This window comes from Skermanella aerolata KACC 11604 (assembly GCF_000936425.1).
Classification (GTDB): domain Bacteria; phylum Pseudomonadota; class Alphaproteobacteria; order Azospirillales; family Azospirillaceae; genus Skermanella; species Skermanella aerolata.
Map to the genome: position 1 here is coordinate 279,545 of NZ_AVFK01000001.1, position 18,919 is coordinate 298,463.

Sequence of the window (18,919 nt, forward strand, 5' to 3'; positions counted from 1 at the left end):
TCCTTCTTTCCATCATCTATGTGGATCAGCCGTCGCCCGCGTCCAGCGCCTTACGCAAGCTCCCGGAACAGGCTGCCCCATCCCCGGACCCGTGCCGTATCCACGCCCGTCATGCGCAGGGCCTTCCAGACGACGGTGGAGATCGTGTCGTAGACGGGTATGCCCAGCGCCGCCTCCACCCGCTCGGCGATCGGTGCGCCGCGCATGTTGGTGCAGACGATCGCGATGGCCTGTGGCCTGGCTTCGGCCACCTCGGCGCACATCCGTTCCAGCTGTTCCTCGGTAACCTCGGAAAAGGAGAAGTTGCCCCGGTCGTTCAGGTGCCGTTCGGCCACCACGTCGAAGCCGGCAGCCCGGTAGTTTCCGACCATCTTCTCATGTATCTCGTCCAGATAGGGGCTGACGAGGGCGATCCGCGTCCGGTCCGTCGTTTCCAGGATCTCGTTCAGCGCCAGCATGGAGGTGCAGGCGGGAATGCCGGTCTCCTCCAGCAGCCGGTCGCACAGCCGTTCGTCCGCGTCGAACCCCAGCCACCCCGCCGAGGTGCCGTTCCAGCCGATCGCGTGCAAGCGGGCATCGGCCAGCAGACGGGCGGCTGACAGGAAAGGCTGTTCGTCGAACTGGCCGAGAGCAGCAGGACGCAACGAGATCTCGGTCACCGGGAACCGCCCGAAATGGGCGGAGACTTCCGGCAGGCCGCTCAGCATGGCGGAGGTTATCGGCTCGACCACCGTGTTGGACGACGGCGTCAGCATGCCCAGCAGCACCCGGTCATGAGGCGAAGGATTGTTCATCGGGATCGTTCCTTCATTATAGATTGTTCAAAAGCCGGCCGCATCGCCAGCAGAATGGAAATCAAGCCCTCGGGAGGGAGCAATGACGGACCAACACGATCTGGAGCGTTTCGTACGGGCTCAGGAGCCCGTCATCGCCCAGGTCCGGGAAGAACTCGGCGCCGGACGGAAACGCAGCCACTGGATGTGGTTCGTCTTCCCGCAAATAGCCGGACTTGGTCACAGCGCCATGGCCCAACGCTATGCGATCGCATCGCTGGAAGAGGCGCGGGCCTATCTCGGCCATCCCGTACTCGGCTCCCGTTTGATCGAACTCACGGAACTGGTCAATCGGGCGAACGGCCGCTCGGTCCACGACATCTTCGGCAGGCCGGACGACCTCAAGTTCCATTCCTCCATGACGCTGTTCGCTCAGGCGAAGCCCGACACGCCGGTCTTCCAGGCGGCGCTGGACAAGTATTTCGGCGGCGTCATGGATCAGGGAACCCTCGGGAAGCTAAAGCCTGAGCCATCGCGATGAGATCGGCGTCGCCGCCATGCCAGCCGATCAGCGAAAGCCCGACGGGAACGCCGCCGGACCGGCCCAGTGGCAGGCTGATCTGCGGCGATCCCGTCAGCCCGGCGATGGCCGTCAGGTCGATGATCCGGCTGACGGCGTTCCGCATTTCGGACACACGCGCATCGCGCCGGATCGGCAGGATCGGCATCGTCGGCAGGCAGAGCACCCGCCGGTCGCCAAGCAGTTCCTCCATCCGCTCCCGCGCCCGCTCCCGGAACGCCTTGGCGACGTCGATCTCCGCCTGTGGCACCTTGCCGTCGCTGGCGAAGGCGCCTGCGACCTCGCTGGAGAAGCGGGGGTTGACCCGGTCGATCCAGTCGCGGAAGGTGTCCTGGAACTCGGTCGATTGCAGCACCCGCTGATGGCGCGGCCAGTCCGCGATATCGCCATCGGCAAGCCTGCACTCCCGCACGCTCGCGAACTCCGCCTTCAGCCGGTCGAGCACGGGACGCAAGGCATCCGCGACAGCAGCGTCGGCGATCCCGAAGCAGTCGGTGGCGACCAGAATTTCGGCCGGCAATGCGTCGCCGATCCCTTCCTGCAACAGCACGGCTCCGACCCGCCCGAACATCTCCGCATCGCGCGTGAAGTACCCGACCGTATCGAAGCTCGGCGCCTGGGTCATCAGCCCGGCAACGGGAATGCGGCCATGGGTCGGACGCAGCCCGTACAACCCGCAGAAACTCGACGGCGTCCGGACCGACCCGCCGGAATCCGTACCCAGCGCGAAATCCACCAGACCGCCGGCGACCGCCGAGGCCGATCCGCTGGACGATCCACCGGGCACCAGATCAGGCGCCTGCGGATTGACCGGCGTCCCATGATGGCGGTTGATTCCTAGCAACCCGAGCGAGATCTCGTCCGTGATGGTCTTGCCCGCGACGCCGGCTCCGGCATCGAGCAGGACCTGGGCCGCCCAGGCATGGCGTTCGGCCGGAGGATGGCTGGCGGCCCAATCGGGATTGCCGCAGCCGGTGACATGGCCTGCGACATCGAACAGGTCCTTGACGGCAAAGGTCAGCCCGGCCAGCGGCCCATCGGCCGAGCCCTCGACCCGGACATCGGTTCCGGGAACGAAGGCTCCCAGCAGTTCCTGCGACATGCGTATCTCTCGGCTTATGAAAAACTCTGGCCTCCGGTCAGCGCGGCGTCTGTCCCCGGATGATCCCGGTGTCTTCGGCCCCCATCGGCACGAAGTCTTCGAAAGGCGAGGCGCCCGGTATCGCCGCAACACCCGCCCGCGCCACTTGGAGGTCTTCGGCCCCGGTCCCCGATCCGGCCCCGACCGCCCCGACCACCATCCCCTCGACCAGGATCGGCAGACCGCCGATCAGGTTGGTCCAGCGCCCTTCGGACGCCAGCGCTATCTGCAACTCGACATCCGCATGCGCTCCCCCCGTCGGCGTGCCGGAGAGAGCCGCCGTCACCGCCTTGGCGCGCGACGACAGGACGCTCAGCGCCTTCGATCCGTCCATCCGGGCGAAGGAGAGCAGGTTGCCGCCCAGATCCACCACCGAAATGCACATCGGCCGCTCCATCCGCTCGGCTTCGGCGATGGCGGCATTCAGCACCGCCATCGCTCCGGACAAAGTAAGATTTCGGGCCGGCTTGGTCAGGTCCATGACGAACAACCTTCTGATAAACTCCAAAGGATCGAAGACATTGACCGGTCAGTAACGTTAGGTGTCGGGCTGAAGAGGCCCGACCTACGTCAGCGTGCTTTCGGCCGAATATCTTTTTGTAGGTCGGGCCTCTTCAGCCCGACATCTTTGCCGGAACTCACCGGTCAATCTTAAAGGCTACCGGCATCAATTCTTGTAGATCTGCCGGAAATCCGGATGGGTGTGGAACCAGTACTCGAAGCCTTCGACGTTCTTCTGCATCGCATAGTCGGCATAGCGATTGTAGAGCGGGATGCGCGGCAGCTCGGTCATCACGATGTCCACCGCCTTCTGCATGCTCGCCTTGAACACGGCCGGGTCGGAAGTGAAGCGCGCGGTGTCGATTTCCTTGTCGAGCACCGGGTTGACGTAGTTGGCCGTGTTGAACACGGAGTTGTTGCCGCCGTAATAGGTCCAGAAGAAGTGATAGTCGGGATAGTCCAGCCAGCCGTAGAACTCGGCGATCACCATCGGCATCTTCTTCGACGCCATCTGGGCGAACCAGTTGGAGCCCGGAACCTTCTCCAGGCTGACGTCGATGCCGATCTTTTTCAGCGCTTCCTGCACCAGGATTGCGGAAGGCTCGCGGACCGTCGCTTCCGACAGATCGAACGACAGGGTCGTCTTGAAGCCGTCGGGGAATCCCGCCTCGGCAAGCAGCTTCTTCGCCTTCTCAAAATCTTGACCATGCTTGATCGGCACCGGCCACGTCGGCTCATAGGGAGTCGAGGGATCGCCGTCGTACATCGGCTTGGCGCGGCCATAGAGGGCCGAGGAGAAGATCTCCTTGTAGGGCAAGGCGTACGAGATAGCTTCGCGGACCTTCGGATTGTCGAACGGCGGTATCTTGACGTTCATGTCCAGGAAGACGAGATCGTTCTGCACCGGCACGCCGATGACTTTGACCTTGCCGTCCTTCGCCAACTCGGCATAGTCCTTCGGCGGCAGGCCGACCGACATGTCGACGTCGCCCTTCTCAAGCAGCGCGCGGCGGGTGCCGGCGGACGGGATCTGGCGCCAGACCACCTTCTTCAGCTTGGGCAGCGGGCCGGACTTCCACTCGTCGAAGCGGACGAAGACCGTCTGCTGCCCGGGCGTCCAGGTTTCCACCTTAAAGGCGCCGCCGCCGGCGTCGTTCCGCGATACCCAGTCGAAGGCCCAGGGATCGGCTGCCGTCGCATGCTTCTTGGCAAGTTCGGAATTTACGATCACGGGCACCGGAACCGCAAGGTCCGGCATGATCAGCTTGTTGACCTGATCGAAGGTCGCCTTGAACGTGTAGTCGTCCACCACGGAGAACTGCTCGGGCTTGACCAGCGACCCTGCGGCCATCTGGATGGTCGGAAATCCTCCGGCCGCGATGGCGCGGTCGAACGACCACTTCACGTCCTTCGCCGTCACCTTCGTCCCGTCATGGAAGGTCGCGTCCTTCCGCAGGTGGAAGATATAGGTCAGCCCGTCCTCGCTGATGTCCCAGCTTTCCGCCAGTTCCGGGGTCATCACCTTGGCGTCGTAGGAGATCGTGCCGTCGGGAAGCGTCTTCTCGCCGTGGCTGACCAGCCTGTCATAGGCATGCCAAGTCACCATGCGGCTGTGGTCGTTGGCGGTCGGGACCATCGTGTCCAGGCCGTTCGGCCCCATCTCGGAGACGATGACCAGCGTGTCCTTCGGCGCCGGCGCCGCCGACGGTCCCGATACCGGCACCAAGACGGAAGCCGTCAGCATCGACATAATCAGTACTCGTCGAGTCACCTTCATGGAACTGAGACTCCTATGTTGGACTGCCAGTAACGGTTACGAAATGCACTGCGATCAGAGGCCAAGGTCGCCGACCAGCTTCGGCCAGACATGCGCCCAGGGCTTGGCGCGCTCGAAGGCACCCGATGCGGCGAGCACGGTACGGTCGGCCAGATGCCGGCCGATGATTTGAAGGCCGACCGGCAAGCCATCCTTGGTGAAGCCGGCCGGGATGCTGGCCGCCGGCTGGCCGGTCAGATTGCAGATGAAGGTGAAGGCCAGCCACGCCGCCGAGCGCACCATCTTGCCCTCGATGATCTCCGGCCCCTGCATGTAGAGGGGGAAGGCCGGAACGGCCAAGGTCGGCGTCAGCAGCAGGCCGTAGTTGGCCATCAGCCGCCACATCTTGTTGCATACGCCCTGGCGGACGAACTTGGCGTCGGTGAATTCCTCGGCCTTCCAGTCGCGGAACACCAGGTCGAGCAGATGGGGCGAGATCTCGTGCTCGCGCCCCTTCATCAGGCGGCGCATGCCGGTGAGGTCGGTATCGGAGGCGACCATCGTCCAGAAATGGGGAAGCGGGTCCTCCCAGCCGGGATCGACGCGCTCGACCGTGCAGCCCAAGTCGGTCTCGAACACTTTAACTGCTTCCGAGACGACGCGACGGACCTCGGGATCGACCGGCGCATAGCCCCAGTCCTCGCTATAAGCGATCTTCAAGCCCTTGATGCTCTCACCGGCCGCCTCGACGTAATCGAAATCCGCCGCCGGGATCGAGTAGCGGTCGCGCGGGTCCGGTCCCGTGATGACCTTCAGCATCAGGGCGGAATCCGCCACCGTGCGGCTCATCGGGCCGACATGCTCAAGCGATTCCCAGCTCGACACGCCGGGATAACGTTCGTCGCGGCAGCCGGGATAGAGCGGCACCCGCCCCATCGACGCCTTGATGCCGTACAGCCCCGACAAGGCCGACGGTATCCGGATCGAACCGCCGCCGTCGCTGCCGATGGCGAAGGGGGCAACGCCGGTCGCAACCGAAGCCGCCGACCCGGCGCTCGACCCGCCGGAGGTCAGGTCCAGGTTCCAGGGATTGCGCGTCGCCTCGAAGACCGGGTTGTGGCCGACGCCCGAATAGCCGAACTCCGGCACGTTGGTCTTGCCGATGATGACGGCGCCGGCGTCCTTCAGCCGCTCGACGACGATGTCGTCCTCTTCGGGGACGAAGTCGCGGTACAGATGCGACCCCATGACCGTCAGGATGCCCTTGGTGGCGACAAGGTCCTTGATGCCGATCGGTACGCCCGCCAGCAGTCCGGGATCTTCGCCGGCCGCGATCTTGGTATCGACTGCCTTGGCCGCCGCCCGCGCCACGTCGGGCGTCGGCGTGCAGAAGGCGTGGATATGCGGTTCCAGCACATCCATCCGCTTCAGCGTCGCTTCCGTGACTTCGGTCGCCGATAGTTCCCTGGACTTTACCTTGGACGCGATGGTCACGGCGTCCATGCGGCAAATTTCGTTATCCGTGCTCATGGAAAACCTCCCAACTGTTTTTGTGCCCCGCAGCCTTCAGGCTCCGTCGGCATTTAGGCAAAATGACAGGCGGCGGACTGTCCGCCGCCGAGTTCGCGGAGTTCGGGCATGATCGTCCGGCATTCGGCGCTGGCGATCGGGCAGCGGCTTTGGAACCGGCAGACGTTCGGATTGGGGGATATCGGGCTGGTCGGGTTTCCGTCCAGCCGGGGTCTTGCCTCCCCGCGTCGGGCGGGATCGGGGATCGAGGCGATCAGGGCCTTGGTATAGGGGTGGCGCGGATTGGCGAACAGTTGCTCGACCGGCGCCACCTCCACCACCTTGCCGAGATACATCACGACCACGCGGGAGCAAAGCAGGCGGACGACGTTCAGATCGTGCGACACGAACAGGTAGCTCATTCCCAAGCGTGCCCGAAGATCGGCCAGCAGCCGCAGGATGACCGCCTGCACCGAAACGTCGAGGGCGGATGTCGGCTCGTCCAGGATCAGCAGCCGCGGTTCCACCACGATGGCCCGCGCGATGCCGACGCGCGCCCGCTGTCCTCCCGAAAGCTGGTGCGGATAGCGCTGCACCAGTTCGCGCGGCAATCCCACCAGCATGGCGGCCCGGTAGACCTTGGCGGCGATGTCGTCGGCGTTCCTCAGCTTGAGCAGCCGCTTCAGGGGATCGGCGATCGTCTGGAAGACGCGGAACGACGGGTTGAGACTTTCGGTCGGGTCCTGGAACACGACCTGGATGCGGCCGCGCTCGGGCGAAGCGACGAACTGCGACTGGGTGACGGCGGTCACGTCGCCGCCGTCCAGGAAGATCCTGCCGGACGTCGGATCGATCAATCGCGCCAGCAGCCGGACCATCGTGGATTTGCCGCAGCCGCTTTCCCCGACCAGCCCGACGCATTCCCCGGCTTCGATCCTAAGATCGACGCCGTCGACAGCGTGGAGCAGCGACCCCTTGGCGCCGCCTTTCACCGGGTACAGCTTGCTGAGGTTTTGGGCATCCAGGAGGGCGGTCATAGCGGCACCCTGCACCGTACGAGGTGGTCGGACGACAGTTCAGTCCAGGGCAGCGGCGGCAGGTCGCATTGCGGCATCTTCCGGACGCAGCGCTCGCTGAACCGGCAGGGCGGCAGCTCGCGCCGCAGGTCCGGCAACTGGCCGCCGATGGAGGAAAGCGTGTCGATGGTCGAATCAGGCGTCGGCGTCGCCGCTAGCAACTGGCGCGTATAGGGGTGCGCCGGGTGCGCCAGCAGGACATCGGTCGGTGCGATCTCCACCACATGGCCCGCATGCATCACCGCGATGCGGTCGCAGTACTCGCCGGCTAGCCCAAGGTCGTGGGTGATCAGCAGCGTGGACATGCGGCTGTCGCGGCTCTTGTCGCGGATCAGGTCCATGATGACGGCCTGCGTCGTCACGTCGAGGCCAGTGGTCGGCTCGTCGGCGATCAGCAGCGACGGCGAGCAGGCAAGTGCTATGGCGATCATGATACGCTGGCACATTCCGCCGGAAAGCTCGAACGGGTAGGCGTTGTAGCGGCGTTCCGGATCGGGGATGCGCACCCGCTCCAGTGCCGCGATGGCCGCCTTCTTCAAGTCCCGGCGCGGGATCGCCGCGTGCTCCAGCAGCACGTCCTCGATCTGGCGGCCGACCTTGCGGATCGGGTTCAGCGCGGTTCGCGGGCTCTGGAAGATCATCGCCATCTCGCGTCCGCGGATGGCGCGCATCGCTTCGCCCCTGGTCGTCAGCAGGTCCATGCCGCCCAGGACGATCGACCCGCGCTTGATGTCGGCCGCCGCATCGCTCAGCCCCATCACGGAATAGGCCATGACCGATTTGCCGGAGCCGCTTTCTCCGACCACCCCGACGATCTCGCCGCGCCGGACGGTCAGGCTGACATCTTCCAGCGCCCGTACCGTCCCGTGGCGTGTCCGAAATTCCAGGTTGAGATCGCTGATCGTGAGATGGTCGCTCATACCCGCTTCCTCGGGTCGAGCAGGTCGCGTAAGCCGTCGCCCAGCAGGTTGAAGCAGAAGACAGCGAGCACCAAGGCGGCGCCGGGGAACACGAAGGCCCACCATTCGCCGGAGACGATGAAGCTGGCCCCTTCCGACACCATGATCCCCCATTCCGGCGTCGGGGGACGCACCCCCAGGCCGATGAACGACAGGCCCGCCGCGTTCAGGATCGCCCAGCCCATGTTAAGGGACGCCTGCACCATCATCGGCGGCAGGATGTTGGGGATGATATGGACGGCCAGGACGGTCAAAGTCCGGTTGCCGCCCATCCGCGCCGCCTCCGCATACCCTAAGTCGCGGCGCATGTTGACCTCGGCGCGGGCGAAGCGGCAGTAGAACGGCAGGTTGATTATCATCGTCGCGATGATGATGTTGGCGACGTTGTTGCCCAGTGCCGCGACGATCCCCATGGCGAGCACGAACAGTGGGAAGGCCATGATCGTGTCCATCAGCCGGCCTACGATCCTGTCCGTCCAGCCGCCGAGATAGCCGGCGGCGGAACCGAGTGCCAAACCGACGACGAACGACAGGATGACGGCGGAAAAGGCCATGCCCAAGTCCAGCCGCGTCGCGACGATGACCCGGCTTAGGATATCCCGTCCCAGCGCGTCGGTGCCGAACGGATGGGCCATGCTGGGCGGCACCAGCTTCGCCGTCGCATCCGTCATCAGCGGATCGTAGGGCGCCAGCGACGGACCAAGCAGCGCGCAGGTCAGCAAAAGCAGGAGGATGCCGACCGCCACCAGCGTCAACGGGTTTTCGCCGAAGGCGTGGCCGGCATTTCGGGTCAGGTTTGCAAAGGTCATCGGTCAGCCCTCGAACCGGACGCGGGGATCGATCAGCGTCGCCAGGACATCGACCAGCAGGTTCAGCAATATGTAGAGGAGCGCCATCATCAGGACGAAACCCTGGACGGCTGCGTAGTCGGAGGCGAGCACGGCGGAAACCGCGTAGGCGCCGACCCCTTGCCAGCCGAACACCTGCTCGATCAGGACGTTCGATCCCAGCAGGAACGAGAACACCATCCCCAGCACGGACGAGATCGGCAGCAGCGAGTTACGGAACGCGTAGGTGAACAGGACCTTGGATGTAGGCAGCCCGCTGGCGTGGGCGGTCCGGACGAAGTCGCTGGACAGGGATTCGAGCATGGCGGCGCGGGTGATCCGAGCCAATGGGGCCAGTGCGAACAGCCCCAGCGAGATTGCCGGCAGCACCAGTTGCGCCAGGGCCGCCCGGAAGACCTCGCCGTCGCCGGCGATCAGCGCATCGATCGTATAGGCGCCCGTGACCCTTGGCGGGGCGGTATAAAGGATCTCGTTCAGCCGGCCCAGCGGCTCCGGCGCCCATCCCAGCAGGAAATAGAACACGTAGACCAGCAGCAACCCGATGAAGAAGGTCGGAAAGGCGGCGCAGACGGTGACGATCACGCGGCAGGCGTGATCGGCGGGCCGGTCCAGCCGGATCGCCGCCAGCACTCCCATCGGTATGGCGCAGCCGATCGCGAAGACGAGCGCGTAGGCGGACAGTTCCAGCGAAGCGGGTAGGCGGTCCACCAGATCGGTCAGCACCGGCTGTCCGGTGGTCAGCGATTTCCCCAGGTTCCCGCGCAGCAGGTCGGCGACGTAATAGAAGAACTGCTCGACCAGCGGCCGGTCCAGTCCGAGCTTCTCCCGGATCTCCGCGATCGAGTTGGCGTCCGCCGCCGGTCCGGCGAAGTAGGCGGCGGGATCGCCGGGCAGGGCATGCGACAGCAGGAACGTCAGCACGACGACGCCCGCAAGGCTGGGCAGGGTAGCGAGCAGACGTTTCCAGACGAAGTTCATCGGGCACGGGTCCTCTGCGACTGTTCCGGATGCGTGAGCCATGCCCACGCATCCGGCTATCCAATCGCAAAGCCCGTGCCGTTTAGCCGCTGCCAGGGAAATTCAGTGTTTCCAGGGTGCTTCGAGCTTGAACGAAAATCTTACATACTTGAATATGATAGAAATCGAAGCACATGATTAAAAATCATGCTCTCAGTGGACCTGCGGCGTATTCACCCAGATGATCCGGGCCTCCACATCACCGACATTGCGGTAGCTGTTGGTCAGGTAGGCCTTGAAGAAGAAGCTGTCGCCGGCGGACATGCGGTATGTAGTGTCGTCTATCGTCAACTCGATCTCGCCGCAGACAAGATAGCCGACAGCCTCGCCCTGATGGGTGATCAGGTCGATCTTCTCGCCGCCGGGAGCCACGACATGGACATTGGCTTCCAGCAGGTTGCCGGCGCCTACCGGAACCAGCCGTTCATAAGTGACGCCGGTGCCGCCTCTCAACGCATCCACGAACACCTTCAGGCGTTCCTCCGGCTTCTGCACCAGCATATGTTCGTCGATCCTCAATCCGAAGAATGACGCCATATCTCGGTCCAGCGCATGAACCAGCTTGTTGAGCATCGGGATCGAAGGCAGGACCTTGCCGGACTCGATCTTGGAAATCATGCTCTCATCGCAGTCGACGGCGGTCGCCAGATCTTTCATGCGCATGCCCTTCAACAGGCGCGCGTGACGTAACCGGACACCGACTTTCAGGGGTGCGCTTTCTTTCGTCATGATGTCCTGTCAATGAACCAAAGAAATCAGGAAAAGAAGATCAAGTAATTATGCCAATAGCATTGAAGTTCGACCGGTAAGTTCCACAAGAGTACGCTTGTAAAAGCACCTTGACGTAGGTCGGGCCTCTTCAGCCCGACATCTAACGCTCACGACCAGCGGAGCTTCGATAGTCAAACCTCCTTCAATCTCGCTGTTCGGCCCAAAGCGAAGCGACAACCGACAGCCACACGCCAAGAGCATGATGGAAAATCATGTAAAATTCAACGTGTCCTATGGGCAGACATCGGCAGGATGGGCCGCCACGATCCGCCCTGCCACCTCGCCGAAACCGACGCGGTAGCCGTCGGCCTGGCACCAGCCCGTGATGACCACCTCGTCACTGTCCAGCAGGAACGACCGCTCGCCGCCGCCCTCCAGCGTAATGGGTCGCTGCCCGTTCCAGGTCAGTTCCAACAGACTGCCGAAGCTGTCCAGTGCCGGACCGCTGATCGTGCCGGACCCCATCAGGTCGCCGATCCGTGTGTTGCAGCCGGAAACGGTGTGGTGCGCAAGCTGCTGCGCCATGCTCCAGTACATGTGCCTGAAGTTGGTGCGGCAGACCGTCGTGGCCTTCCCGGCGCCTTCCGGCTTCAGCGATACCTCCAGGTGAAGGTCGACCGACGCTTTGCCGCCCTGCCGCAGATAAGGCAGAGGCTCCGGGTCCTGCACCGGTCCGGCCACCCGGAACGGCTCCAGCGCCTCCAGCGTCACGATCCAGGGCGAGATGGACGTCGCGAAGGTCTTGCTGTTGAAGGGGCCGAGCGGCACGTATTCCCATTGCTGGATATCGCGGGCGCTCCAGTCGTTCATCAGCACCATGCCGAAGATGCGTCTTTCGGCATCGCCGACCGGAACCGGCTCTCCCAGGTCATTGCCTTCTCCCACGATGAAGGCGGTCTCCAACTCCATGTCGAGCTTTCGGCACGGACCGAAACTCGGGACCTCGTCGGCGGGCGCCTTGGTCTGACCGTTGGGCCGCCGTACCGGCGTGCCGCTGACGACGACCGAACTGGCGCGCCCGTTGTATCCGACCGGGAGGTGCAGCCAGTTCGGCAGCAGCGCGTTCTTCGGATCGCGGAACATCGTCCCGACATTGGTCGCATGCTCCTTGGACGAATAGAAATCAGTATAGCCGCCGATTTCCACCGGCAGATGGAGCAGAGATTCCGTCATCGGAACCAGCGCGCGGGACCGCAGATCGGGATCGTCGCGCAGCCTCGGAGCGTCATCGCGCAGCAACTCGCTGATCCTCGCCCGCGTGTCGCGCCAGACCGTCCTTCCCAGGGCCATAAAGGCGTTCAGGCTCGGCTGGTCAAATACCCGGCCGCCCCTGGAACCGGCGCTCAGCAGACCGGCCTGTTCTAGAACCGACAGATCCAGAACCCGGTCGCCGATCGCGACGCCGACCCTCGGCGTAGGCTCCGCGCCGGTCGAGAAGACGCCGAAGGGCAGGTTCTGTATCGGGAAGTGGCTGTCGGGCGCCACCGCGACGAAGGACTTCAGCCGGGGATCGTTGGGATGCATCGATGTTTACTCCCTCGCCCTCACGGCCGCTCGGGATCGAAGTGCTTGCGGAGCCGTGCGCCATAGGCGCCGTAGTCCCGCTGCACCTGTTCCACTCCGGCGGCATAGGCGGTCACGCGCTGGGCAAAGCGCGTCTCGAACATGAAGGCCAGCGTTCCCTCCAGCTTGTGCGGCTTCAGCACCGCATTGCTCGCTCCTTCGAAGGCGTCCGCATCCGGCCCATGGGGCAGCATCGTGTTGTGCAGCGAGAACCCGCCCGGCACGAAGCCGCCGCCGGTCTTGGCATCGTAGACGCCCTGGATCAGCCCCATGAACTCACTCATGACGTTCATATGGTACCAGGGCGGACGGAAGGTGTTTTCCGCCACCATCCAGCGTTCCGGGAAGATCACGAAGTCGATGTTGGCGGTGCCCGGCGTTTCCGAGGGCGAGGTCAGCACCGTGAAGATCGACGGGTCGGCATGGTCGAACAGAAGGGGGCCGACCGGCGAGAAACGCCGGAGGTCGTATTTGTAAGGCGCGTAGTTGCCATGCCATGCCACCACGTCGAGCGGCGAGTGCTCGATCTCCGTCACCCACAGCACGCCGCCCCACTTCGCGGTCAGCTTGGCGGCGATGTCGCGATCCTCATAGGCCGCGATCGGCGTCAGGAAGTCGCGCGGGTTGGCAAGGCAGTTCGCGCCGATCGGTCCGCGCTCCGGCAGGGTCAGCGCGCCGCCATAGTTCTCGCAAAGATATCCGCGGGCGGGGCCGCCGCGCAGGACGGCACTGAACTTGACGCCGCGCGGGATCACGGCGATCTCGCCGGGATCGATGTCGATCACGCCGAACTCGGTCCTGAGTCTCAGGCCTCCCTGTTGGGGAACGAACAGCATCTCGCCGTCGGCATTGTAGAAGTATTCGTCTTCCATTGACCGCGTCGCCAGATAGACATGCGCCGCCATGCCGGACTGGGTCCCCGCATCGCCCGCCGTCGTGACGGTCCTGATGCCTTCGATCAGCGACAGGCTTTCCGATGGGATCGGAAGCGGGTCCCAGCGCATCGGGGCAGGGGGAATTTCGACCTCGATGCAGGGGGCGGTGCGCCACAAGCCGGCGTCGGCTCTGGCGAACCTGCCCCAGTTGGCGACAGTCGGCCGGATGCGGTAGAGCCAGGAACGTTCGTTGGTCGCGCGCGGCGCCGTGAAGGGCGAGCCGCTGAGCTGCTCCGCATAAAGCCCGTAAGCGCATTTCTGTGGAGAGTTGCGCCCGATCGGCAGGGCGCCGGGCAATGCTTCCGATTCGAAGCCGTTGCCGAAGCCCGACTGATACGCCGGCGCCGCTTCAGGGCCGCCGGCATCAGCCGGATTGGATGCCGAAGTTTCCGTCATGGTCATCGTGCCTCCCCTGAAGCTGCCTAACGTTTTTATATAGTTCGATCACGGACGCTCCGGACGATCATAACCCAATTTGCTCTGGCTGGTCCGAGGGCCGAATGCTGGCTCTTCTCGATGATGGCGATCGTGCAGGTCCCCCGCCGCATTCGTCCTTTTCACAACGATTCGGAAATATTTCCTATACTATTTTGCGGTAATCTACGAACCGCAAGTCGCACAGGAAAGCCATCTTCATGCTTGAAAATATAGTTCCCAACCACACCAAATCCACCCCGCACCTATGCGATCATAGGTACGAAATCCGATCTTGCGCGGCGGCGATGTTGAGGAATGATGACATTTGCGTACAGGTACCCCCTGTCATCATCGGCTGTAAGGGGCTTGGGCAGGCATGCTGACCCTCCCCCCGGGACCGGTCCAAGTTCCCGACAAACCCGAGACCAAATCCGATATTGAACGGATAGGCTTGCGGAATCAGCGGGATACCGGCAAAAAACGTCGATAAACTCGTGCAGCGAACACGTCCGGACAGGGAGTCCCTCAGATCATGAATTCCGCATCCAGCCGCCTTGGCGCATTTTTGGCGGTGGGCCTCGCCTGTCTCGCCTCTCCGGCCCTTGCCCAGTCCGGCGAAACCAAGCCGGGCGAGATCAAGATCGGCATGATCACCACGTTGTCCGGTCCGGGCAGCGGGCTCGGCAACGACGTCCGCGATGCCTTCGCGCTGGCGGTCAAGGATCTGGGCGGCAGCCTGGGTGGCTTGAAGGCGACGGTGATCGAAGCCGACGACCAGCAGAAACCCGATGTCGCCAAGCAGTTGGCCGACCGCATGGTCGAGCGCGACAAGGTCGATGTCGTCACCGGCATCATCTGGTCCAATCTGGCCTTGGCCCTGATGCCCAGCCTGGAACGGGCGGAAGTTTTCTTCCTCAGCCCCAATGCCGGGCCGTCGCAATTGGCGGGCAAGCAGTGCAACCCGTTCTTCTTCGGCGTCGCCTATCAGAACGACGGCCAGCATGAGGCGATGGGCCAGCACATGCAGGCCCAGGGGATCAAGCGGGCCTATCTGATGGCCCCGAACTACCCGGCCGGCAAGGACGCGCTGACCGGCGTCAAGCGGTTCTTCAAGGGCGAGGTCGTGGGCGAGGTCTATACGACGGTCGGCCAGCTCGACTACGCTGCCGAACTGGCCCAACTCCGCGCGGCGGCGCCCGACGGCGTCTACATCTTCTATCCCGGCGGAATGGGCATCAACTTCGTCAAGCAGTTCGAGCAGGCCGGTCTTAAGGGCAAGGTGCCGCTGTTCGGGCCGGGCTTCAGCTTCAGCGAGGACTCGCTTCCGGCCATCGGCGACGCGGCACTCGGCGTCATGAACACCGCGCAGTGGAGCAGCGATCTCGACAATCCGCAGAACCGCAAGTTCGTCCAGGGTTTCGAAGCTGCCTATAACCGGCTGCCCTCGGTCTACGCGGCGCAGGCCTACGACGTGGCCCTGCTGCTGGACAGCGCGATCCGCAAGACGGGCGGCAGCCTGACCGACAAGAACGCCTTGCGCGCCGCCTTGCAGTCCGCCGACTTCAAGTCGATCCGGGGCGACTTCAAGTTCAATGCCAACCACTTCCCGATCCAGGACTATTACCTGCGCGAGGTGGTCAAGGACGACAAGGGACGTTTGACCAACGTGATCCGGAGCACCGTCTTCGAGGACCACGCCGATCCCTATGCCGCCGAGTGCAAGATGTGACCCTGCTTCTGCTGATCGAGCAGGGGCTCAATGGACTTCAATTGGGAGTGATGCTGTTCCTGATGGCAGCGGGGCTGACGCTCGTCTTCGGCATCATGGACATGATCAATCTGGCGCATGGCTCCTTCTATATGGTTGGAGCCTACCTGACCGCCACCTTCGCGCCGGTGTTCGACAGCTTCGCGCTGGCGGTGCTCGCGGCCTTGCCGCTCGCGGCTCTGGTCGGCATGGCGGTGGAGGTGGTGGCGCTCAGGACGCTGTATCGGCGCGAACACCTGGATCAGGTGCTCGCGACTTTCGGCCTGATCCTGTTCTTCAACGAACTGGTCCGGATCGTCTGGGGACCGCAGCCGATCTTCCTGCAACCGCCGTCCTGGCTGGCCGGCACGGTGGAGATCATCCCCGGCGTGCCCTATCCGGCGTTCCGGCTGGCGATCATCGCGGTCGGCTTGGCGGTCGCTGTTTTCCTCTACCTCCTGATCACCCGCACGCGGACCGGCATGCTGATCCGCGCCGGCGCCTCCAACCGGGAGATGCTGGGAGCGCTGGGCGTCGACGTGAAGCGGCTGTATACCCTGGTCTTCGGACTGGGCGCCGCTTTGGCCGCGCTGGCGGGCGCAATGGCCGGTCCCGTCCTGGCTGTTCAGGTCGGGATGGGCGAGAGCGTGCTGATCCTGACTTTCGTCGTCATCGTGATCGGTGGACTCGGTTCGGTCAGGGGCGCGCTGGTCGGGGCGCTGCTCGTCGGCATGGTCGATACGCTGGCGCGGGCGCTTCTGCCAACGGTGCTGAGGACGATGATGCCGCCGTCGCAGGCGGACGGCATGGGCGCGTCGCTGGCTTCCATGACGATCTATATCCTGATGGCCGCCGTTCTTGCCTGGAAGCCTCGCGGGTTGTTTCCGGCCCATGCGTGATCATGGCCGTGAAACATTGGCTGTTCTGATCGGGCTGGCCTTCCTGCTGGCATTGCCGTTCCTGGCGGAGGCTGCCGGCAAAGGGTTCTACGTGACCCTGTTCACCCGGATCCTGATCTTCGGTCTGGCCGCCGTCAGCCTCGACCTGATCCTCGGGTATGGCGGCATGGTCAGCTTCGGCCATGCCGCCTTCGTCGGGGTCGGCGCCTATGCCGTCGGCATCCTGTCGTGGCACGTCTTCGACGGCTCGCCGCTGATGACGTGGCCGGTCACCCTCGAGGGGACGGAGAACGCCTTCGTCGTCTGGCCGCTGGCGATGCTGATGGGCGGGCTGTTCGCCTTGGTCATCGGTGCGATCAGCCTGCGGACGACTGGCATCTCCTTCATCATGATCACGCTGGCCTTCGCCCAGATGCTGTTCTACCTGGCGATCGGCCTGCGGAAATACGGCGGGGAGGACGGCATCGCGCTCTACAACAAGAGCCAGCTCGTGCCGCCGATCGATCTGTTCGACCGGACGACCTTCTACTATGTCTGCCTGGGGCTGCTAGTGGCGTTCCTGGCGGTCTGCCGCCGGCTGACCCGCAGCCGCTTCGGCATGGCGGTTCAGGGTGCCCGGATCAACGAGCGGCGCATGAAGGCACTGGGCTTCTCGCCCTATCGGTACAAGCTGACGGCCTTCGTCATCTCGGGCGCGGGGGCGGGGCTGTCCGGCGCGCTGCTGGCGAATGCGGCCGAGTTCGTCGGTCCGGCCTATATGTCGTGGCAGCGCTCGGGCGAGCTGATCGTGATGGTCGTGCTGGGGGGCATGGGCACGCTGTTCGGCCCGGTCGCTGGAGCCGCTGCCTTCCTCCTGCTGGAAGAATGGCTGGCCGACCTGACCGAGCACTGGCAGATCATCCTGGGACCGATCCTGCTGTTCGTCGTGGTCTTCGCCCGGCGCGGCCTGTGGGGCTGGGTCGCGGGTCAAGGGCGGGAGGACCGATAGCCGATGCTGGAAACCCGCGATCTCTATAAGCACTTCGGCGGGCTGGTCGCGACCGACCATGTCTCCCTCTCGATCCGCGAGGGCGAACTGCATGCGGTGATCGGCCCCAACGGCGCCGGCAAGACCACGCTGATCGCCCAACTGGCGGGCGAGCTGCGGCCCGATGGCGGCGCCATCCTGTTCGACGGAAAGGACGTCACTCGGACGCCGGTCCAGCGCCGGGCCGCTTCCGGGCTCGCGCGCTCGTTCCAGATCACAAGCGTCTTTCCGTCGTTCAGCGCGCTGGCGAACGTGGCACTGGCCGTCCAGGCCCATGCCGGGCACAGCTTCCGCTTCTGGCGCCGGGCGGCACACGATGCGGCGCTGACAGGCCCGGCGCGGGACGCGCTGGAACTGGTGGGGCTGGGGTCGCGCGCCGAGGTTCCGGCCGAGCTGCTGTCGCATGGCGAACAGCGGCAGCTGGAGATCGCGATGGCCCTGGCGACCCGTCCGCGCATGCTGCTGCTCGACGAGCCGATGGCCGGCATGGGGCCGGCGGAAGGCGCGTCGATGGTGGACCTGCTGCGGAAGCTGAAGGGACGCTACACGATCCTGCTGATCGAACACGACATGGACGCGGTCTTCGCCCTGGCCGACTGGATCACCGTGCTGGTCCACGGCGCCGTCATCGCCACCGGCACGCCGGAAGAAATCCGCTACGACGCGGAAGTGCGCCGCGCCTATCTGGGCGAGGAGACCGTCTGAGCCATGCTCCAGGTCACCGATCTCCACACCTTCTACGGTACCAGCCAGGCATTGTTCGGCATGTCGATGACGGTCGGCGCCGGCGAGGTCGTGACCCTGCTGGGACGGAACGGCATGGGCAAGACGACGACGGTCCGGTCGATCATGGGCCTCACTCCCCCGCGTTCGGGTACGGTCATGTTCGAGGGCGCCGTGATTACCGGGCTGCCCTCCTTCAAGGTCGCCCAAGCTGGCCTTGGGCTGGTGCCTGAAGGGCGGCAGATATTCGGCAACCTGACGGTTCGGGAAAACCTGATCGCTACAGCCCGACCGGGACCCTGGGACCTGACGGCGGTCCACGCCATGTTCCCACGGCTGAGGGAGCGCGGCGGCAACATGGGCAACCAGCTTTCCGGCGGCGAGCAGCAGATGCTGGCGATCGGACGGGCCTTAATGACCAACCCGCGCCTTCTCATCCTGGACGAGGCGACGGAAGGGCTGGCGCCCCTCATCCGGCAGGAAATCTGGCACTGCCTTTCCGGGCTCAAGGCCGCCGGGCAGTCGATCCTGCTGATCGACAAGAACATCGAGCCGATGCTGCGTCTGGCCGACCGGCACTACCTGATCGAGAAGGGCCGGGTGGTCTGGTCCGGCACGTCGCCGGAACTGGAGGCGCTGCCCGAGCTTCGGCAGCGGTATCTCGGTGTTTGACCCTG

Annotated in this window: 18 protein-coding genes; 6 read left to right on the plus strand and 12 right to left on the minus strand. The window is 64.4% G+C overall.

Annotation, left to right across the window (positions count from 1 at the left end):
- Nucleotides 1-50: 50 nt before the first annotated feature.
- On the minus strand, nt 51-794 hold the full coding sequence (locus N826_RS01265; RefSeq protein WP_044425504.1) for a maleate cis-trans isomerase family protein: 744 nt from the start codon (nt 792-794) through the stop codon (nt 51-53).
- An 82-nt stretch (nt 795-876) separates the two neighbouring features.
- Between N826_RS01265 and N826_RS01270 the strand changes: the two genes are divergently transcribed.
- Nucleotides 877-1,314 carry a DUF1810 domain-containing protein gene (locus N826_RS01270; RefSeq protein WP_044425505.1) on the plus strand — a complete coding sequence of 146 codons (438 nt, stop codon included), beginning with the start codon at nt 877-879 and terminating at the stop codon, nt 1,312-1,314.
- Here N826_RS01270 and N826_RS01275 read toward each other — a convergent pair.
- The 11 genes from N826_RS01275 to hmgA all read right to left on the minus strand — a co-directional run bounded on the left by N826_RS01275 (nt 1,265) and on the right by hmgA (nt 13,825).
- On the minus strand, nt 1,265-2,455 hold the full coding sequence (locus N826_RS01275; RefSeq protein ID WP_044425506.1) for an amidase: 1,191 nt from the start codon (nt 2,453-2,455) through the stop codon (nt 1,265-1,267). The two genes, N826_RS01270 and N826_RS01275, sit on opposite strands and share 50 nt — an antisense overlap.
- A 37-nt stretch (nt 2,456-2,492) precedes the next feature.
- Complete coding sequence (locus tag N826_RS01280; protein WP_044425835.1) at nt 2,493-2,975, minus strand: GlcG/HbpS family heme-binding protein; 483 nt, start codon at nt 2,973-2,975, stop codon at nt 2,493-2,495.
- A gap of 186 nt (nt 2,976-3,161) precedes the next feature.
- The gene (locus N826_RS01285; RefSeq protein ID WP_211099186.1) at nt 3,162-4,745 is read right to left on the minus strand and encodes an ABC transporter substrate-binding protein; all 1,584 of its coding nucleotides are present in this window, start codon (nt 4,743-4,745) and stop codon (nt 3,162-3,164) included.
- Between the two features lie 81 nt (nt 4,746-4,826).
- Entirely contained in the window at nt 4,827-6,281 is a 1,455-nt protein-coding gene (locus N826_RS01290) for an amidase (RefSeq protein WP_044425507.1), read from the minus strand.
- 53 nt (nt 6,282-6,334) lie between these two features.
- Entirely contained in the window at nt 6,335-7,297 is a 963-nt protein-coding gene (locus N826_RS01295) for an ABC transporter ATP-binding protein (RefSeq protein WP_044425508.1), read from the minus strand.
- Nucleotides 7,294-8,256 carry an ABC transporter ATP-binding protein gene (locus N826_RS01300; RefSeq protein WP_044425509.1) on the minus strand — a complete coding sequence of 321 codons (963 nt, stop codon included), beginning with the start codon at nt 8,254-8,256 and terminating at the stop codon, nt 7,294-7,296. Before N826_RS01300 ends, N826_RS01295 begins: the two co-directional genes overlap by 4 nt.
- The gene (locus tag N826_RS01305; protein ID WP_044425510.1) at nt 8,253-9,104 is read right to left on the minus strand and encodes an ABC transporter permease; all 852 of its coding nucleotides are present in this window, start codon (nt 9,102-9,104) and stop codon (nt 8,253-8,255) included. The genes N826_RS01300 and N826_RS01305 overlap by 4 nt, the downstream gene beginning before the upstream one ends.
- A 3-nt stretch (nt 9,105-9,107) precedes the next feature.
- Nucleotides 9,108-10,163, minus strand: a complete 1,056-nt coding sequence (locus N826_RS01310) for an ABC transporter permease (RefSeq protein ID WP_244619395.1) — start codon at nt 10,161-10,163, stop codon at nt 9,108-9,110.
- Between the two features lie 150 nt (nt 10,164-10,313).
- On the minus strand, nt 10,314-10,889 hold the full coding sequence (locus tag N826_RS01315; RefSeq protein ID WP_044425512.1) for a cupin domain-containing protein: 576 nt from the start codon (nt 10,887-10,889) through the stop codon (nt 10,314-10,316).
- A gap of 273 nt (nt 10,890-11,162) precedes the next feature.
- On the minus strand, nt 11,163-12,455 hold the full coding sequence (fahA, locus tag N826_RS01320) for a fumarylacetoacetase (protein ID WP_044425513.1): 1,293 nt from the start codon (nt 12,453-12,455) through the stop codon (nt 11,163-11,165).
- 20 nt (nt 12,456-12,475) lie between these two features.
- Entirely contained in the window at nt 12,476-13,825 is a 1,350-nt protein-coding gene (hmgA, locus tag N826_RS01325) for a homogentisate 1,2-dioxygenase (RefSeq protein WP_044425838.1), read from the minus strand.
- Between the two features lie 553 nt (nt 13,826-14,378).
- On the opposite strand from hmgA, the gene N826_RS01330 reads away from it, so the two are divergent.
- The 5 genes from N826_RS01330 to N826_RS01350 are packed head-to-tail and all read left to right on the plus strand — an operon-like array spanning nt 14,379 to nt 18,914.
- On the plus strand, nt 14,379-15,575 hold the full coding sequence (locus tag N826_RS01330; protein ID WP_052830736.1) for an ABC transporter substrate-binding protein: 1,197 nt from the start codon (nt 14,379-14,381) through the stop codon (nt 15,573-15,575).
- A complete protein-coding gene (locus tag N826_RS01335) occupies nt 15,572-16,492 on the plus strand; it encodes a branched-chain amino acid ABC transporter permease (protein WP_044425514.1) in 921 nt (306 codons plus the stop codon). The genes N826_RS01330 and N826_RS01335 overlap by 4 nt, the downstream gene beginning before the upstream one ends.
- Nucleotides 16,485-17,480 carry a branched-chain amino acid ABC transporter permease gene (locus N826_RS01340; RefSeq protein ID WP_044425515.1) on the plus strand — a complete coding sequence of 332 codons (996 nt, stop codon included), beginning with the start codon at nt 16,485-16,487 and terminating at the stop codon, nt 17,478-17,480. Before N826_RS01335 ends, N826_RS01340 begins: the two co-directional genes overlap by 8 nt.
- Nucleotides 17,481-17,483: 3 nt before the next feature.
- Nucleotides 17,484-18,224 carry an ABC transporter ATP-binding protein gene (locus tag N826_RS01345; RefSeq protein ID WP_044425516.1) on the plus strand — a complete coding sequence of 247 codons (741 nt, stop codon included), beginning with the start codon at nt 17,484-17,486 and terminating at the stop codon, nt 18,222-18,224.
- Nucleotides 18,225-18,227: 3 nt separating this feature from the next.
- Nucleotides 18,228-18,914 carry an ABC transporter ATP-binding protein gene (locus tag N826_RS01350; protein WP_044425517.1) on the plus strand — a complete coding sequence of 229 codons (687 nt, stop codon included), beginning with the start codon at nt 18,228-18,230 and terminating at the stop codon, nt 18,912-18,914.
- Nucleotides 18,915-18,919 lie beyond the last annotated feature (5 nt).

Excerpts from the sequence above, each read along its gene's own strand:
- N826_RS01305 (WP_044425510.1), bottom strand. The coding sequence starts at position 9,104 with ATGACCTTTGCAAACCTGACCCGAAATGCCGGCCACGCCTTCGGCGAA.
- N826_RS01280 (WP_044425835.1), bottom strand. The coding sequence starts at position 2,975 with ATGGACCTGACCAAGCCGGCCCGAAATCTTACTTTGTCCGGAGCGATG.
- N826_RS01330 (WP_052830736.1), top strand. The coding sequence starts at position 14,379 with ATGAATTCCGCATCCAGCCGCCTTGGCGCATTTTTGGCGGTGGGCCTC.
- hmgA (WP_044425838.1), bottom strand. The coding sequence starts at position 13,825 with ATGACGGAAACTTCGGCATCCAATCCGGCTGATGCCGGCGGCCCTGAA.
- N826_RS01285 (WP_211099186.1), bottom strand. The coding sequence starts at position 4,745 with ATGTCGATGCTGACGGCTTCCGTCTTGGTGCCGGTATCGGGACCGTCG.
- N826_RS01290 (WP_044425507.1), bottom strand. The coding sequence starts at position 6,281 with ATGAGCACGGATAACGAAATTTGCCGCATGGACGCCGTGACCATCGCG.
- N826_RS01310 (WP_244619395.1), bottom strand. The coding sequence starts at position 10,163 with ATGGCTCACGCATCCGGAACAGTCGCAGAGGACCCGTGCCCGATGAAC.
- N826_RS01300 (WP_044425509.1), bottom strand. The coding sequence starts at position 8,256 with ATGAGCGACCATCTCACGATCAGCGATCTCAACCTGGAATTTCGGACA.
- N826_RS01340 (WP_044425515.1), top strand. The coding sequence starts at position 16,485 with ATGCGTGATCATGGCCGTGAAACATTGGCTGTTCTGATCGGGCTGGCC.
- N826_RS01295 (WP_044425508.1), bottom strand. The coding sequence starts at position 7,297 with ATGACCGCCCTCCTGGATGCCCAAAACCTCAGCAAGCTGTACCCGGTG.
- N826_RS01275 (WP_044425506.1), bottom strand. The coding sequence starts at position 2,455 with ATGTCGCAGGAACTGCTGGGAGCCTTCGTTCCCGGAACCGATGTCCGG.
- fahA (WP_044425513.1), bottom strand. The coding sequence starts at position 12,455 with ATGCATCCCAACGATCCCCGGCTGAAGTCCTTCGTCGCGGTGGCGCCC.
- N826_RS01270 (WP_044425505.1), top strand. The coding sequence starts at position 877 with ATGACGGACCAACACGATCTGGAGCGTTTCGTACGGGCTCAGGAGCCC.
- N826_RS01350 (WP_044425517.1), top strand. The coding sequence starts at position 18,228 with ATGCTCCAGGTCACCGATCTCCACACCTTCTACGGTACCAGCCAGGCA.
- N826_RS01315 (WP_044425512.1), bottom strand. The coding sequence starts at position 10,889 with ATGACGAAAGAAAGCGCACCCCTGAAAGTCGGTGTCCGGTTACGTCAC.
- N826_RS01265 (WP_044425504.1), bottom strand. The coding sequence starts at position 794 with ATGAACAATCCTTCGCCTCATGACCGGGTGCTGCTGGGCATGCTGACG.
- N826_RS01345 (WP_044425516.1), top strand. The coding sequence starts at position 17,484 with ATGCTGGAAACCCGCGATCTCTATAAGCACTTCGGCGGGCTGGTCGCG.